The sequence below is a fragment of the Streptomyces sp. NPDC048623 genome, from assembly GCF_040650755.1.
GTDB lineage: Bacteria > Actinomycetota > Actinomycetes > Streptomycetales > Streptomycetaceae > Streptomyces.
Genome location: NZ_JBEZHV010000018.1, coordinates 80628 through 94929 on the forward strand (window position 1 = coordinate 80628; position 14302 = coordinate 94929).

The following is a 14302-nucleotide window of genomic DNA, read 5'->3' on the forward strand; positions in this document are numbered from 1 at the left end:
CGGAGGATACGGAGGACACGGCTGAGGGCCGGAACCCCGGTGTTCCCGGGGGTCCGGCCCTCAGCCGTATGTCTCCTGGCGGCGTCAGCGCCAGCTGTGCGGGGCGCGGAAGCCGTTCTCGCGCTCCAGGCGGCGCCAGCCGGCGGTGCGGGGACGGTGGTGGGCGGCCGGCTCGGTCGGCTGGGCCGCGGCGCGCGCGAGGAGGACCGCGGTGATGGCGGCGAGTTCCTCGGGGTCGGCGTGGCCCTTCTCGACCCGGAGCAGATTGGCTGTGGCAGGCGTGGTCACTTCAGTGAGCTCCTGTTACTGAGGCGGGTTGCCGTGCTTGCGGGACGGCAGATCGGCGTGCTTGGTGCGGAGCATGGCGAGGGACCTGATCAGCACCTCGCGGGTCTCGGCGGGGTCGATCACGTCATCGACCAGGCCGCGCTCCGCCGCGTAGTACGGGTGCATCAGCTCGGCCTTGTACTCCTTGACCATGCGCGCGCGCATCGCCTCGGAGTCCTCGGCCTCCGCGATCTGCTTGCGGAAGATCACGTTGGCGGCGCCCTCGGCGCCCATGACCGCGATTTCGTTGGTGGGCCAGGCGTACGTCAGGTCGGCGCCGATGGACTGCGAGTCCATCACGATGTACGCGCCGCCGTACGCCTTGCGCAGGATCAGCGAGATCCGGGGAACGGTCGCGTTGCAGTACGCGTACAGCAGCTTCGCGCCGTGCCGGATGATTCCACCATGCTCCTGGTCTACACCAGGCAGGAAGCCGGGGACGTCCAGAAGAGTGACGATCGGGATGTTGAAGGCGTCGCACATCTGCACGAAGCGGGCGGCCTTCTCGGACGCCTCGATGTCGAGGACGCCGGCCAGGGACTGCGGCTGGTTGGCGACGATGCCGACGACCTGGCCGTCGAGGCGGGCCAGGGCGCAGATGATGTTGCGGGCCCAGCGCTCGTGGATCTCCAGGTAGTCGCCGTCGTCGACGAGCTCCTCGATCACCTTGTGCATGTCGTACGGGCGGTTGCCGTCGGCCGGCACCAGGTCGAGCAGCACGTCGGAGCGGCGGTCGGCCGGGTCCTCGGAGGCGACGGCCGGCGGGTTCTCGCGGTTGTTCTGCGGGAGCATCGACAGGAGGTAGCGCACCTCGGCGATGCAGGTCTCCTCGTCGTCGTACGCGAAGTGCGCGACGCCGCTCGTCCCGGCGTGCACGTCCGCGCCGCCGAGGCCGTTCTGGGTGATCTCCTCGCCGGTGACCGCCTTGACGACGTCGGGGCCGGTGATGAACATCTGCGAGGTCTCGCGGACCATGAAGACGAAGTCGGTGAGGGCGGGGCTGTAGGCCGCGCCACCGGCGCACGGGCCGAGCATCACGCTGATCTGCGGGATGACACCGGACGCCCGGGTGTTGCGCTGGAAGATGCCGCCGTAGCCGGCGAGGGCGGAGACGCCCTCCTGGATACGGGCGCCGGCGCCGTCGTTCAGGGAGACCAGCGGGGCACCGGCGGCGATGGCCATGTCCATGATCTTGTGGATCTTGGTGGCGTGGGCCTCGCCGAGCGCGCCGCCGAAGATCCGGAAGTCGTGCGCGTAGACGAAGACCGTGCGGCCGTCGACCGTGCCCCAGCCGGTGATGACACCGTCGGTGTACGGCTTCTTCGCCTCCAGGCCGAAGCCCTGCGCGCGGTGCCGGCGCAGCTGCTCGACCTCGTTGAAGGAACCAGGGTCGAGGAGCAGCTCGATCCGCTCGCGCGCGGTGAGCTTGCCCTTCGCGTGCTGCGCCTCGGTCGCCCGGTCACTCGGGCCGCGTCGCGCCTGCTCGCGCAGTTCGTGCAGCTCGGCAACCCGGCCTCGGGCGTCGGCGGGCTCGCTCGGGATCTGGTCCACAACGGTCATGTACCGACCCTACGAACTCACCCGAGAAAACCCCGCCGTCGACTCCGTACAGTCTCGCGTGTCGAATCCTGGTGGGGCATGACAGAACCATCAGGCTCACCCGTCCGAGTCAACAGCCAGACACCCCTGGTGATTGTCGGGTTTCCACACTGGTCATGATCGGCGCTTCCGCATGATGCCGCAGCTCCCCGCGCGTCCGCCAGTGCGGGGAGAACATCTTCCCTAGATGTTGAAAGTTGAACGGAATAGGTCTATGGTCGTTCTCGTTGAAGGTTCAACAAAGCGCACACCCTCCCCCTGCGCACCGTCCCCCAAGGAGCACGTCATGGGTCTCTTCAGCCGCAAGAACAACAACGAGTCCGCCGTCGCCACCGCCACCCTCCCGGTGGACCCGGCCCTGGCCGCCCTGACCGGCGACTACACCATCGACGCGGCCCACAGCAGCATCGGCTTCACGGTCCGCCACGCGATGGTCACCAACGTCCGCGGCTCCTTCGGTGAGCACGAGGGCTCGCTGAAGCTGAACGGTTCGGACCCGGCCGCCTCCAGCGCCTCCATCGACGTCAAGATCGCCTCGATCGACACCGGCATCGCGGACCGCGACGGCCACCTGCGCAGCGGTGACTTCTTCGACGCCGAGACCTTCCCGCTGATGACCTTCCGCTCCACCGAGGCCGCGCACCTGGGCGGCGAGAAGTACCGGATCAAGGGCGACCTGACGATCAAGGACGTCACCAAGCCGCTCGCCATCGACCTGGAGTTCAACGGCACCGCCACCGACCCCTACGGCAACGAGCGCGTCGGCTTCGAGGGCTCGGCCGAGATCCTGCGCTCCGACTGGGGCCTGACCTGGAACGCGGCCCTGGAGACCGGTGGCGTCATGGTCTCCGACAAGGTCAAGCTGAACTTCGACATCTCCGCCATCAAGAACGCCGCCTGATCCCCCTCCCCCTCCCCCGGCCGGGGCCGCACCCCGGCCCCGCGGCGACGAGCCACCCCGAACCCGGCAGCCCCGAAGGCTGCCGGGCGGCGGTGTTTCCGTCGTGGATCACCAGGGGCGTCGTGTCAGCCGCGCTCCAGGGCGCCGAGCACCCGCTCCAGCTCCTCCGGCAGCACCGCGAGGAGGACCGGGCCGCCGGCCGACTCACAGGCCACGATCCGGAGCCTCGGGTTGAGCCGCACCGCCTCGCGCACGGTGGGCGGGCGGGTGCCGGCGACCCGCAGCTCGGCCGGAAGGACGACCTCCCCGGCGCGCGCGAAGGGGCGCCAGACCAGCGGCTCCGCGCCGATCACCAGGCGCCCCGCCCGCCAGCGGGAGCCCTGCCTGAACATCACGGGCACCGCTGCCGTACCCCCGTCGGCGAGCGCGGCGGCCCGCCGGCGCTGCCCGGCCCGGACCAGCAGGCCGACGAGCACCGCGAGCGGGACGAAGAACAGGAGCTCGGTCATGCGTGGCCGTCCAGGCGGTCCGCGGCGGACGTGACCGCGCGGATCAGGCGGGCGTTCTCCGCGGCGCCGGGGCCGGCCAGGAAGCCGAAGCGGCGGCGGGTGTAGCTGTAGGAGAGGGCGCGGGAGGGGTCGGCGAGGGACTGGGAGCCGGGGGCGCCGCTGTGGCCGACGGCGGTCGGGCCGAGCGACGGGTAGCGGGTGGCGAGCGGGACGAAGCCGAGGCCGAAGGCGTTTGACTCGCCGGTGACCAGATCCGTGCCGGAGGAGTGCGTCCGGGAGAACTCGGCCAGCGTCTCCGGCTTGAGCAGCGGGGCCCGGCCGTCGAGTTCGCCCGCGACCGCCGCGTACACCCGGGCGAGGCCGCGCGCCGTACCGACGCCGCCGCCGGAGAGCGGGCACGCGGCGTGCACGGCACGGGAGTTGCCGAAGGCCACGATGTCGAAGGGCGGCTCGGCGTGCTGGTCGAAGGCGACGGCGAGCAGGCTGTCCGGCGCGACCGGATGCTCGGCCTGGAAGGCCTCCTGGGCGGGGGTGGGCAGCATCGGCAGGGCCGGGCGGAAGCGGGCCTCCAGTTCCTCGGGGAGGCCCAGATGGTAGTCGGCGCCGTACGGGATCCGGACCCGCTCCGCGTAGTGCTCCTGCACCGGCCGGCCGGTGGCGCGCAGCACCACCTCGCCGACCAGGGCGCCGAAGCTGAGCGCGTGGTAGCCGTGGCCGGTGCCGGGCTGCCAGTACGGGCGGTGGGCGGCGATCCGGGCGGCGACGAGGCGGTCGTCGGTGAGCTCGGCGAGGCTGAGTCCGCCGTCCACGCCGAGGGCCCCGGCCCGGTGGGCGAGCAGTTCCCGCACGGTGACGGCGCCCTTGCCCTCAGCGGCGAACTCGGGCCAGTAGGAACGCACTTCGCGGTCCAGGTCCAGCGCGCCGTCCTGCACGAGGAGGGCCGCGACCAGGGCGACGACCCCCTTGGCGGAGGAGTAGAGCGCGAGGAGCGAGTCACCGTCGACACCCTCGCCGCCCCACAGGTCGGCCACGAGCTCGCCGTGGTGGTAGACCGCGAGCTGGGCGCCGCCGTCCCGGGCCTCCTCGGCCGCGACCGTGGCGAACTCCTCCCGTACGGACTCGAATCCCTTCGCCACGGTGCCGTGGACCTGCGTCATGACCGTCCCTCCCCCTGCGTGCACGGATGTCCCGGACAGCCGAACGATCAAGGGCGCCCGTGCATTCCCGTTCCGCGCGGCGCGACTGTCAGTGGCGGCCGCTAGCGTCGGCGGCATGGAATTCCGTATCGACAGCGGGGTGTTGACCGAGGCCGTGGCCTGGGCCGCCCGCGTGCTGCCCGCCCGCTCGCCCGTACCCGTCCTCGGCGGCCTGCTCCTGGAGGCGGCGGCGGACGGCCGGCTCTCCGTCTCCGGTCTGGACTACGAGGCCTCGGCCCGGATCGAGGCCGAGGCCGACGTGCTCGCGGAGGGCCGGGCCCTGGTGCTCGGGCGGCGCCTTCTCGACATCTGCAAGGTGCTGCCGCAGGGGCCGGTGGAGTGCGCGGTCGACGGGGCCCGGCTCTCGGTGACCGCGGGCGACGCCCGCTTCGGGCTCTCGCTGCTGCCTCTGGACGACTACCCGGACCGGCCGGCCCTGCCCGCGCGGCGCGGCGAGGTCGACGCGGCGGCGTTCGCGGCGGCCGTCGGGCATGTGGCGGTGGCGGCCGGCCGGGACGACGCGCTGCCGGTCCTCACCGGCATACGGCTCGGCCTGGACGGCACGACGATGACGCTGGCCGCGACCGACCGCTACCGGTACGCGGTGCGCACCCTGGAGTGGAAGCCGGCGGCGGACGCCTCCGGGGCCGGCGAGGCCCTGGACGTGGTGGTGCCGGCCCGCCGGCTCACCGAGGTCGCGCGCTCGTTCGCGGGCGCGGGGACGGTCCGGCTCGCCCTGGACGGCGGCTCGCTCGGCTTCGAGAGCGGCGGCATGCGCACCACCACCCGGCTGCTCGACGGCAAGCTCCCCCGGCACGACAAGCTCTTCGCGCTCGGGGAGCACGCGGTGGCGGTCACCGAGCGGGCCCCGCTGGTGGAGGCCGTGAAGCGGGTCGCGGTGGTCGCCGAGGGCGACAGCCCCGTACAGCTGGCGTTCGACGGGTCGACCGTCCACCTCCAGGCGGGGTACGAGGACGATGTGGCCTCGCAGCGCCTGCCCGCCGCCCTGACCGGCGCCGAGACCATGACCGTGGCCTTCAATCCGGGCTATCTGCTCGACGCGCTCGGCTCCTTCGACGCGCCGCGGCTCAGTGTGCGCCTGCTCGGCCCGGGCCAGCGGGCGCTGATCACGGACGCCACGGACGGCGGCGAGGGCACCCACCGCCATCTGCTGATGTCGGTGAAGCCGCTGGTCTAGGACAGGCCTCAGGGCTTGGCGCAGGGGCGCGGCCTAGAAGCCGCCTCCGCCGTCGAAGCCGCCGCCTCCGCCGAAGTCACCGCCGCCGAAATCGCCACCGCCGAAGTCACCGGGGTTGAAGTCGGCGCCGGAGAAGTCGCCGCCCTGGAAGTCCTGGAAGTCCCCGCCGCCGTACTCGGAGGCGTAGGCGGGGGTGGAGAGCATCGAGCCGAGCATGGTGCCGACGAGGAGGCCGGGCAGGATGCCGCCGCCGAAGTAGCCGCCGGCCCACGGCCCGTACGCCGGTCCCGCCTCCCAGTAGGGGCGGCGGCCGCCGTCGGTGTCGACCGTGCGGGCCTGCGGGTCCTGCCCGTCGTCCAGGCGGGCCGCGTCGGCGGCGCAGACCGGGACCTCGCGTGCCGCGCCGCCGGCCGGGATCCAGCTGCGGTCGGTGACGGACGGGCCGTGCCGCGGGTCGAAGAAGCAGGGCGGGCGCCGCTCGGGCAGCGGGCGGTGCTCGCGGCGGGCGGCGAGGACGGCGAGCGAGAAGCGCCCGTCCTCCAGGGCCTGGGTGACCTCGCGCACCTCGTGCGGCCGGGTCACCGCGCCCATCCTGGACTTCGCGGTGTCGTAGGAGTCCAGGGCCCGTTCGTAGTCGCCGCGCATGGCGTCGTCGGCGCCGGCCTCGGCCGGGTGGAAGTCGAGCCGCTCCAGCTCCTCGCCGAAGGCGGTGATGTCCTCGTCCACGACGACCCGCAGCCGGTCGAGGGCGGCGCGCTCCTCGGCCTCCTTGCGGAGCCGGTTGCGCCGGACCACGGCGTAGGCGCCGGCGCCGCCGGCCACCACGACCGCGCCGAGGGTGACCAGACCGGCCACCGGCACCCCGGAGTCACCGGACGCCGTGCCCCAGGAGGCCGGCGCGGAGCCGCGCATGGTGGGCAGGGCCTGGTCGACGAAGTTGTTCAGCTCGGTCGCGGCGTCCACGCCGGGCTGCTTCACGGAGGTGACGAGGTTGTCGACGGCCGCGTTGGACATCACGGAGCGGTCGGCGCCCGCGTCGAAGCCGTCGCCGAGGCGTATCGCGTACAGCCCGGTGATCCCGGTCTGGGTGCGCACATTGCGCAGCAGGTTCTCGGGCGGGAACTGCGCGTTCGCGGGCAGCACCGCCACGAAGAGCGGTTTGTCGGCGTCCTTGATCTTCGTCGCGAGGGCGCTCGCGTCGGCCGTGGAGAGCTGGTCGGCGGCGCCCGGGTCGACGTACACCGGGCCCTGCTTGAGGGCGGCGGCCACGTCGGGTACGCCCGTGGCCCTGGCGCTCGCGACGGGCGCCAGGACCATGAGCAGGAGCAGTATCAGCCCGCCGAGGGCCGACCCTACGGTTATCGCCCTGGTCCTCATGATTCGACGCTACCCGAACCAGGCCAAACCGAACATCGAGGGACTATTCCGCCGGGTCGATCCCCGCTCTGAGCAGCCCGTACGTGAAGGCGTCCTCCAGGGCCTGCCAGGAGGCCGCGATGACGTTCTCGCCGACGCCGACCGTGGCCCACTCGCCGTTGCCGTCGCTGGTGGTGATCAGGACGCGGGTGGTGGACTCGGTGCCGTGGCGGCCCTCCAGGATGCGGACCTTGTAGTCGATCAGCTCGAACTTGGCGAGCTGCGGGTAGATCCGCTCCAGGGCGACCCGCATGGCCCGGTCGAGGGCGTTGACCGGGCCGTTGCCCTCGGCCGTGGCGACGATCCGCTCGCCCTTGGCCCACAGCTTCACGGTGGCCTCGTTGGCGTGGGTGCCGTCGGGGCGGTCCTCGACGATCGCGCGCCAGGACTCCGTACGGAAGTAGCGGCGGGCCCTGCCCTCCGCCTCCTCGCGCAGCAGCAGCTCGAAGGAGGCGTCGGCGGCCTCGTAGGTGTAGCCCCTGAGCTCGCGCTCCTTGACCCGCTCGACGACCCGGGCGACCAGGGCGCGGTCGCCGCCCAGGTCGATGCCGAGCTCCTTGCCCTTGAGCTCGATGGAGGCGCGCCCGGCCATGTCGGAGACCAGCATCCGCATGGTGTTGCCGACCAGCTCGGGATCGATGTGCTGGTAGAGGTCGGGGTCGACCTTGATGGCGGAGGCGTGCAGGCCGGCCTTGTGCGCGAAGGCGGAGACGCCGACGTAGGGCTGGTGGGTGGAGGGGGTGAGGTTGACGACCTCGGCGATGGCGTGCGAGATCCGGGTCATCTCGGCGAGCGCGCCCTCGGGGAGGACCTTCTTGCCGTACTTGAGCTCCAGGGCCGCGACGACCGGGAAGAGGTTGGCGTTGCCGACCCGCTCGCCGTAGCCGTTGGCGGTGCACTGGACATGGGTGGCACCGGCGTCGACGGCGGCGAGGGTGTTGGCGACGGCGCAGCCGGTGTCGTCCTGGGCGTGGATGCCGAGGCGGGCGCCGGTGTCGGCGATGACGGTGGCGACCACGGCCTGCACCTGGGCGGGCAGCATGCCGCCGTTGGTGTCGCAGAGGACGACGACGTCGGCGCCGGCCTCGTGAGCGGTGCGGACCACGGCCTTGGCGTAGTCGGGGTTGGCCTTGTAGCCGTCGAAGAAGTGCTCGCAGTCCACGAAGACCCGGCGGCCCTGGGCGCGCAGGTGGGAGACGGTGTCGCGGACCATCTCCAGGTTCTCGTCGAGGGTGGTGCGCAGGGCGAGCTCGACATGCCGGTCGTGGGACTTGGCGACCAGGGTGATCACCGGGGCGCCGGAGTCGAGCAGGGCCTTGACCTGCGGGTCGTCGGCGGCGGTTCCGCCGGCCCGGCGGGTGGCGCCGAAGGCGACGAGCTGGGCGTTCCTGAACGCGATCTCCTGCCGGGCGCGGGCGAAGAACTCGGTGTCACGCGGGTTGGCGCCGGGCCAGCCGCCCTCGATGAAGCCGACCCCGAAGTCGTCGAGGTGCCGCGCGATGGTCAGCTTGTCCGCGACGGTGAGGTTGATGCCCTCGCGCTGGGCGCCGTCGCGCAGCGTGGTGTCGAAGACGTGGAAACTGTCGTCGAGGCGCGAGCCCTCGGCGTTCTCCGTGGTCATGGCTCTGATGACTCCTGTCGGATGTGGCTCCGGAAGGTATGGATCCACTTGCCCCCATTCTCACGCGCCGTCCGTTTCCGGCTCGGGTGGGGCCGGAAAACGAAAAAACCTCTCGCGGGTGCGAGAGGTCTGCGCGCGGGTCTGGGGCACGGTGTCCACTGCCGCGGGGATCGTTCCGCGCTTCAGCGGCCACTGCGGACCGGCGCGCTGCTGCCGATAATCATGGTGGTAGCGAGCACGCCGGAAGTCTGACACAGGTGGGGGATCAGCGGGACGCCGGTCTCACGATACGGGCAGTTGATCTCGTTTCTGACCGGGCAGGGCCGCGGCCGCCCGGCCCCGCACCTGCGCCAGGTCGATGTCACGGGTCTCGCGCATCGTGACGTACACGACCAGGGAGACGGCCGCGCAGCCCGCCACGTACCAGGAGAAGCCGGACTCGACGCCCGCGTCCTTGAACCAGAGGGCCACGTATTCGGCGGTGCCGCCGAACAGAGCGTTGGCGATGGCGTACGGCAGGGCGACGCCGAGGGCGCGTACGCCGGTCGGGAAGAGCTCGGCCTTCACGCAGGCGTTGATCGAGGTGTAGCCGGTGACGACGACCAGGGCGAGCAGGGAGAGCCCGAGGGCGGGCCAGAAGGAGCCGGCGTGCTTCAGCATCGCCATGATCGGCACGGTGAGCAGGGTGGAGCCGACCGCGAAGGTGATGAGCAGCGGGCGGCGCCCGATCCGGTCGGAGAGCCGGCCGGCCAGGGGCTGGAGGCAGGCGAAGACGATCAGCGCGCAGAAGGAGACCAGGGTCGCGGTCTGCTTGGGCAGTCCGGCGGAGTTGGAGAGGTACTTGGTGAGGTAGGTGGTGTACGTGTAGTAGGCCACCGTGCCGCCCATGGTGAGCGCGACGACGAGGAAGGCCTCGCGCTTGTGCGCCCACAGGGCCTTGAGGGTGCCGCGCTGCTCCTGGCCGACGCCGGACCCGGTGGTCTCCTCGTACACCTCGGTCTCCAGCATGCTCCGCCGCAGGTAGAAGACGACGGCCGCGCCGAGGGCTCCGACGACGAACGGGATGCGCCAGCCCCAGCTGTGCAGGGCGCCGTCGGACAGGGCGCGCTGGAGGATGATCTGCAGGCCAAGGCCGATGATCTGACCGGCCGTCATCGACACGTACTGGAAGCTGGAGGCGAAGCCGCGGTGCCGCGGCGCGGAGGCCTCGGTGAGGTAGGTGGCGCTGGCGGCGTACTCGCCGCCGACGGACAGGCCCTGGAGGAGCCGGGCGACCAGCAGCACGGCGGCGCCGCCGTAGCCCGCGACGGCGTAGGTGGGGGCGACGGCGATGAGGACCGCGGAGGCGGACATCAGGCTGACGGTGAGGGTGAGGGCCGCCTTGCGGCCCTTGCGGTCACCGACCCGGCCGAGCAGCCAGCCGCCGACCGGGCGCATGAAGAAGCCGACGGCGAAGATGCCGGCCGTGTTCATGAGTTTGGCGGTGTCGTTCCCCTCGGGGAAGAACGCCCCCGCGAAGTAGGTCGCGAAGCTCGCGTACACGAACCAGTCGAACCACTCGACCATGTTGCCGGCCGACCCGACCCAGATCTTCTTCCAGTGCTCTCGTCCCATGGGCAGGAACCGTGCCGGAGGCGGCGGGGCGCCAACAAGGGAGCGCGGGGCAACGATCGGGAGTACTTGCGTGCCTAACGGTCACGCGAGCAGCGTTTCGGCGATGAACTCCCGTACATGGTCGAGGACTTGAGCCCGCCCGGTGCCGGGGATGCCGACCGCGACATGCACGCTGAACCCGTCGAGCAGGGCACGCATCCGGTGCGCGAAGCGGTCCGGGTCGACGGGCCGGAACTCGCCGCGCGAGACGCCCTCGGCGAGGATCGCGACCAGGTCGCGGTGCCAGGCGCCCTCGATGGTGGCCTGCCGGGCGCGGGCGTCGTCGTCGGCGTTCTGCGAGCGGTTCCAGACCTCCAGCCACAGCGTCCAGTGCGGGTCGCGCGGCCCGTCCGGCACGTACACCTCGACGTACCCTTCGAGCCGCTCCCGGGCCGTCCCGGGCCGGGCGAGCAGCGCGCTCCGCTCGGCGCCGAGCCGGCCCTCGCTCCACTCCAGGGTGCGCAGCAGCAGCTCGTCCTTGGTGCCGAAGTAGTAGAGCAGATGCCCACTGCTCATCCCGACCTGCCGCCCGAGCCCGGCCATGGTCAGCCCGTCGAGCCCGCGCGCGGCGATGGTGTCCATGGCGGCGGCGAGCACGTCCTCACGGGGCGGTGCGGCCTGGTTGCGGCGGCGGGGGTGGGGGGTGGGTGGGTTGTCGCTCTGACTCACCCGTACGTTCTACCCGATGCGGCGGAAGAGTCCCGCCGTCGCCCAGGATCCAGGGGGGATCATGCGTACGCGCACCATCACGGCCACGGCTCTCACGGCAGGGCTGCTGCTCGCCGCCACGGCGTGCGGATCGGCCGAGGACGACAGGGCGGCCTGCAAGGCGGAGACGGCGAAGGTGTTCGCCAAGACCGCCGAGGTCGACAACGCCGCGTTCAGGGCGGCCTGCGACGGTCTGGACCAGAAGGAGCGCCACCTGATCACCCGGGAGGCCATCAACGAGTACCTCGCGGCCCACCCGGACGCGCCCGGAGGGACCCCTTCGAGCACGCCCTGACGGGGGTCCCCGACCGGGTGCGGGCGGAGGGGGGCGACCCTCGCGCACTGGGGGGGGTGGCCCCGGAGCTACGACTGCCGACGCACCCGCACGGCGTCGGTGTAGAGCTCGCGCGTCAGGTCGTCCTCTCCGATGCCGAGCTCGGCCAGGACCGCGCGAACGTCTGCCAGAGCCTCCTGGACCTGATCGTCAGCGACCAGCGTCTCCACTTCGAGGAAGGTGCCGTCGATCTCGGGGACCCGCACCAAGGTCGCGAGCATCTTCCGCCCTCGGGCCTTGAAGACGTAGTTGCGGCACCGCTTCTCGAAGGCGATCGTGGGGACATGGCCGAGGCCGCGCACGATCGAGTGAGCCGCTTCGACATCCTCCACGCGTGTCTCCGCCTCCGGCTTCGAGCCCGACGCCTCATCGACTGCGGCGCCTTTGTACGTCAGGACTGTGCGCGTGTCGGTGGGCCCGTGGACGGTGCGGATGCGCAGCTCGGCGCCGCGCGCTTCGAGGTTGCCATCCGGGGTGTCGTAGTACGTGTCCTGGTAGACCTCCGGGACACCCTCACCTCGCTCGTCGAGTCGCCGCAGGACCTCCTCCGGTGTGTGCACGCGGGCCTTGAGCTCCGCCTCGATCACCGGCTTCCCCCTTCCCTCATACGGTCCGCTCCGCACCGTCGAGGAGCGCCTCGAACATCCGCCGGAAGCCGCGGAACAGCGGCCCGTGCGGTGTCTCCATCACCTTGTACGTCGCCGACTCGTGCCCTTCCCAGCCCGGGTCGAAGGCGCCGAGGAACATGGTGCTGCCCACGCGGATGATCCGCCAAGTGGGTAGCTGCCGGTACCGGTAGACCTGTACGTCACCCGAGAGTTCGCGCAGCCGTGCCTCGGCCAGCCGGATCCCGCCGGCGAGGGATTCGGCGGACTCGCCGATCTCAGCTGCACGGCGGACGGTGACCGGCGACTCGGGGTCGAGGAGCAGCACCCGGACGCGCAGGCCGCGGCCGCCTTGGTCACGAGGCAGGCAGTACTCCCGGAGAAGGCTGTCGTTGAGGCCGATCAGCCCCAGGCCGCGAACGGCCAGGACGTCGAGCTCCTCGGCCGCCGCGGCGTGCTGGCGGATCTCGTCGCGCGCGGCGGCCTGAGAGGAGTAGACGCGGACGACCTCGGGGAAGGCGGCGAGGTCGAACGCGACGCCACCGGCTCGCTTCTCCCTGCCGGCGGCGAGGCCGAGGAGGTGGCGGGCGTCGTCGGGCATCCGCAGTCCGTCGGCGATCCGCTCGTAGACCTCCAGGTCCTTGACCTCCCGCCTGCCGTTGATGATCTCGTTGACGCGTCCCTGCGAGAGTTCGACGGCGGTGGCGATCCGGGCCTGGCTGGCGCCGCTGTACTGCTGTACGTACCGGAAGACCGCGCCGATGTTCCGCGCACGAAGGGCTTGCCGGACCTCCGCCCGCTCCCATGACCACGCCTCTAACTCGATGGGCCCGAGAGCCATGTGACGCCTCCTCATTCATCATGGGATCGAAATCCATCTCACCATGAGATTACCGGTCTGGGATCGAGCCAGTACCCTCCGTCACATGATCCTTGCGGCATGACACCTCAGCGCGAGACCCTGCACATTGAGTCCGGCCCGCGGGGCGGCGCCCAGTGAGTGCCCCGGCCAGGCCGGCCGCCGACGTCCTCCCGGAGTGCCGGTTCGACGTGCACTTCGCCTGCAGGACCGGCGAGGTCCGCACCCCGACGTACGGCGACCTGGTGTTTCCCGCCCGACACTGCGCCTGCCTCTGCCACCGGCCGAAGCCGAAGGAGAGCCCACGTGCGTGACCGCCGCTGTGCCCGCTGCCGCAAGACGACCAGCCCCAACGGCGCGCCCGTCGTGGTCGTCGCTGTAGAGGACGGACGCGATGTGTACGCCTGTGCGGACCACAGGCAGGAGCTGGCGTCCCCGACCGGCGACCTGCTCGTCACGATCGCCCAGTACCAGGACATGGCCCGCCGTCGTCGCGCGGGCCGATGAGCTCCTGCTCGTGGACGTGACGACGGATCCGTTCACGGCAGGTTCAAGACCGCCCCGGCCGCATGCCTCGCCAGGAACCCGACCGGGGCGCGCCCACCATCCACCAGAACGGGAGGCACCACCATGAGTACCACCACCCAGCCCGCGGTTCGAGACGCCGCATCCCTCCTCACTCAGGAGGAGTTCGACGGTGTCGCCGCCACCGTCCTCGACAACAACAAGGACATGGCCGAGCCGGATGCCGGGCGGATCGTCGAGGAGGCCCTGAAGTTCGTCGCTGCCGCGGCCATGTTCCCGGGAGGCATGAGGCCCTCCAGGGTCGTCGACGAGGGCTGGCACGCGCTGATCCTGCACACCCGCGTCTACCAGACGCTGTGCAGGCGGCTCGGCCGCTTCGTGCACCACGTGCCCGAGCGCCCGGACCCGGCCCGCCATGGCCTCACGGCCCTGGAGCACACCCAGGCCCGGATCGCCGAGGCCGGATACGAGGTCGACCGCGCACTGTGGCTCGGCCCGTCGAACGGGAGCGTGACCGTCGCCGCCACGTGCGAACACACCAGCTGCGGGGACGCGAACTGCGAGGCCAACTGCAGCGACGCCCACCCGAACTGACCTGCACAGCGCTAGGCTGACCGACCGTGAGCACCTCGTGGCAGAACGACAACACGGGCAGCCTCCTTGCCCACCTTGCTGAGCTGCGCCGGGGCGGTCGATTCCTCGGGACCCGCCGTGGCCTCAACCGCTGCCGCAGCTGCAAGGGCGCCCGACGCGTCGTCCTGGTCGACGCCGACCGCCACGTGTTGTACAGCGAGCCGTGCCTCGCCTGCACCGGCGAGGGCACCAGCGAGCCCGTCACCTCTGCTTGAGAA

At 71.6% G+C, this 14302-nt stretch carries 16 protein-coding genes; 6 read left to right on the forward strand and 10 right to left on the reverse strand.

The window, feature by feature from the left end:
* Window positions 1-84: 84 nt before the first annotated feature.
* Both AB0C73_RS24600 and AB0C73_RS24605 read right to left on the reverse strand, forming a co-directional pair.
* Window positions 85-288 (reverse strand): acyl-CoA carboxylase subunit epsilon, encoded by a 204-nt coding sequence (locus AB0C73_RS24600; protein WP_362533858.1) that lies wholly within the window; start codon window positions 286-288, stop codon window positions 85-87.
* Between the two features lie 15 nt (window positions 289-303).
* Window positions 304-1887 (reverse strand): acyl-CoA carboxylase subunit beta, encoded by a 1584-nt coding sequence (locus AB0C73_RS24605; protein ID WP_362533861.1) that lies wholly within the window; start codon window positions 1885-1887, stop codon window positions 304-306.
* Window positions 1888-2212: 325 nt separating this feature from the next.
* Here AB0C73_RS24605 and AB0C73_RS24610 point away from each other — a divergent pair, with 325 nt between their 5' ends.
* Window positions 2213-2827 (forward strand): YceI family protein, encoded by a 615-nt coding sequence (locus AB0C73_RS24610; RefSeq protein ID WP_362533864.1) that lies wholly within the window; start codon window positions 2213-2215, stop codon window positions 2825-2827.
* 125 nt (window positions 2828-2952) lie between these two features.
* Here AB0C73_RS24610 and AB0C73_RS24615 read toward each other — a convergent pair whose 3' ends face one another.
* The gene (locus AB0C73_RS24615; RefSeq protein WP_362533865.1) at window positions 2953-3336 is read right to left on the reverse strand and encodes a hypothetical protein; all 384 of its coding nucleotides are present in this window, start codon (window positions 3334-3336) and stop codon (window positions 2953-2955) included.
* Complete coding sequence (locus AB0C73_RS24620; protein ID WP_362533868.1) at window positions 3333-4493, reverse strand: serine hydrolase domain-containing protein; 1161 nt, start codon at window positions 4491-4493, stop codon at window positions 3333-3335. Before AB0C73_RS24620 ends, AB0C73_RS24615 begins: the two co-directional genes overlap by 4 nt.
* A 115-nt stretch (window positions 4494-4608) precedes the next feature.
* Between AB0C73_RS24620 and dnaN the strand changes: the two genes are divergently transcribed.
* On the forward strand, window positions 4609-5730 hold the full coding sequence (dnaN, locus tag AB0C73_RS24625) for a DNA polymerase III subunit beta (protein WP_362533870.1): 1122 nt from the start codon (window positions 4609-4611) through the stop codon (window positions 5728-5730).
* Window positions 5731-5763: 33 nt separating this feature from the next.
* Here dnaN and AB0C73_RS24630 read toward each other — a convergent pair whose 3' ends face one another.
* The 4 genes from AB0C73_RS24630 to AB0C73_RS24645 all read right to left on the reverse strand — a co-directional run bounded on the left by AB0C73_RS24630 (window position 5764) and on the right by AB0C73_RS24645 (window position 11002).
* Window positions 5764-7107 (reverse strand): hypothetical protein, encoded by a 1344-nt coding sequence (locus AB0C73_RS24630; RefSeq protein ID WP_362533873.1) that lies wholly within the window; start codon window positions 7105-7107, stop codon window positions 5764-5766.
* Window positions 7108-7150: 43 nt separating this feature from the next.
* The gene (cimA, locus tag AB0C73_RS24635; protein WP_362533876.1) at window positions 7151-8767 is read right to left on the reverse strand and encodes a citramalate synthase; all 1617 of its coding nucleotides are present in this window, start codon (window positions 8765-8767) and stop codon (window positions 7151-7153) included.
* 282 nt (window positions 8768-9049) lie between these two features.
* Complete coding sequence (locus AB0C73_RS24640) at window positions 9050-10381, reverse strand: MFS transporter (protein ID WP_362533878.1); 1332 nt, start codon at window positions 10379-10381, stop codon at window positions 9050-9052.
* 81 nt (window positions 10382-10462) lie between these two features.
* Window positions 10463-11002: a TetR/AcrR family transcriptional regulator gene (locus tag AB0C73_RS24645; protein WP_362534028.1), complete on the reverse strand. Its 540-nt coding sequence runs from the start codon at window positions 11000-11002 to the stop codon at window positions 10463-10465.
* Between the two features lie 148 nt (window positions 11003-11150).
* On the opposite strand from AB0C73_RS24645, the gene AB0C73_RS24650 reads away from it, so the two are divergent.
* A complete protein-coding gene (locus tag AB0C73_RS24650) occupies window positions 11151-11423 on the forward strand; it encodes a hypothetical protein (RefSeq protein WP_362533881.1) in 273 nt (90 codons plus the stop codon).
* A gap of 68 nt (window positions 11424-11491) precedes the next feature.
* On the opposite strand, the gene cyaB is transcribed toward AB0C73_RS24650, so the two are convergent.
* Together cyaB and AB0C73_RS24660 are read right to left on the reverse strand one after the other, a co-directional pair.
* The gene (gene cyaB, locus AB0C73_RS24655; protein ID WP_362533883.1) at window positions 11492-12049 is read right to left on the reverse strand and encodes a class IV adenylate cyclase; all 558 of its coding nucleotides are present in this window, start codon (window positions 12047-12049) and stop codon (window positions 11492-11494) included.
* Between the two features lie 16 nt (window positions 12050-12065).
* Window positions 12066-12908: a helix-turn-helix domain-containing protein gene (locus AB0C73_RS24660; RefSeq protein ID WP_362533886.1), complete on the reverse strand. Its 843-nt coding sequence runs from the start codon at window positions 12906-12908 to the stop codon at window positions 12066-12068.
* 324 nt (window positions 12909-13232) lie between these two features.
* Between AB0C73_RS24660 and AB0C73_RS24665 the strand changes: the two genes are divergently transcribed.
* The 3 genes from AB0C73_RS24665 (at window position 13233) to AB0C73_RS24675 (ending at window position 14299) form a co-directional block, all read left to right on the forward strand.
* The gene (locus AB0C73_RS24665) at window positions 13233-13433 is read left to right on the forward strand and encodes a hypothetical protein (protein ID WP_362533889.1); all 201 of its coding nucleotides are present in this window, start codon (window positions 13233-13235) and stop codon (window positions 13431-13433) included.
* 123 nt (window positions 13434-13556) lie between these two features.
* Window positions 13557-14045 (forward strand): hypothetical protein, encoded by a 489-nt coding sequence (locus AB0C73_RS24670; protein WP_362533891.1) that lies wholly within the window; start codon window positions 13557-13559, stop codon window positions 14043-14045.
* Between the two features lie 26 nt (window positions 14046-14071).
* A complete protein-coding gene (locus tag AB0C73_RS24675; RefSeq protein WP_362533894.1) occupies window positions 14072-14299 on the forward strand; it encodes a hypothetical protein in 228 nt (75 codons plus the stop codon).
* The last annotated feature ends 3 nt before the right edge of the window (window positions 14300-14302 follow it).

What these genes read in the sequence shown, in the direction of transcription:
- AB0C73_RS24605 (WP_362533861.1), bottom strand. Translation starts at nt 1,887, where the DNA reads ATGACCGTTGTGGACCAGATCCCGAGCGAGCCCGCCGACGCCCGAGGC.
- AB0C73_RS24610 (WP_362533864.1), top strand. Translation starts at nt 2,213, where the DNA reads ATGGGTCTCTTCAGCCGCAAGAACAACAACGAGTCCGCCGTCGCCACC.
- AB0C73_RS24615 (WP_362533865.1), bottom strand. Translation starts at nt 3,336, where the DNA reads ATGACCGAGCTCCTGTTCTTCGTCCCGCTCGCGGTGCTCGTCGGCCTG.
- AB0C73_RS24620 (WP_362533868.1), bottom strand. Translation starts at nt 4,493, where the DNA reads ATGACGCAGGTCCACGGCACCGTGGCGAAGGGATTCGAGTCCGTACGG.
- dnaN (WP_362533870.1), top strand. Translation starts at nt 4,609, where the DNA reads ATGGAATTCCGTATCGACAGCGGGGTGTTGACCGAGGCCGTGGCCTGG.
- AB0C73_RS24630 (WP_362533873.1), bottom strand. Translation starts at nt 7,107, where the DNA reads ATGAGGACCAGGGCGATAACCGTAGGGTCGGCCCTCGGCGGGCTGATA.
- cimA (WP_362533876.1), bottom strand. Translation starts at nt 8,767, where the DNA reads ATGACCACGGAGAACGCCGAGGGCTCGCGCCTCGACGACAGTTTCCAC.
- AB0C73_RS24640 (WP_362533878.1), bottom strand. Translation starts at nt 10,381, where the DNA reads ATGGGACGAGAGCACTGGAAGAAGATCTGGGTCGGGTCGGCCGGCAAC.
- AB0C73_RS24645 (WP_362534028.1), bottom strand. Translation starts at nt 11,002, where the DNA reads ATGGACACCATCGCCGCGCGCGGGCTCGACGGGCTGACCATGGCCGGG.
- AB0C73_RS24650 (WP_362533881.1), top strand. Translation starts at nt 11,151, where the DNA reads ATGCGTACGCGCACCATCACGGCCACGGCTCTCACGGCAGGGCTGCTG.
- AB0C73_RS24660 (WP_362533886.1), bottom strand. Translation starts at nt 12,908, where the DNA reads ATGGCTCTCGGGCCCATCGAGTTAGAGGCGTGGTCATGGGAGCGGGCG.
- AB0C73_RS24670 (WP_362533891.1), top strand. Translation starts at nt 13,557, where the DNA reads ATGAGTACCACCACCCAGCCCGCGGTTCGAGACGCCGCATCCCTCCTC.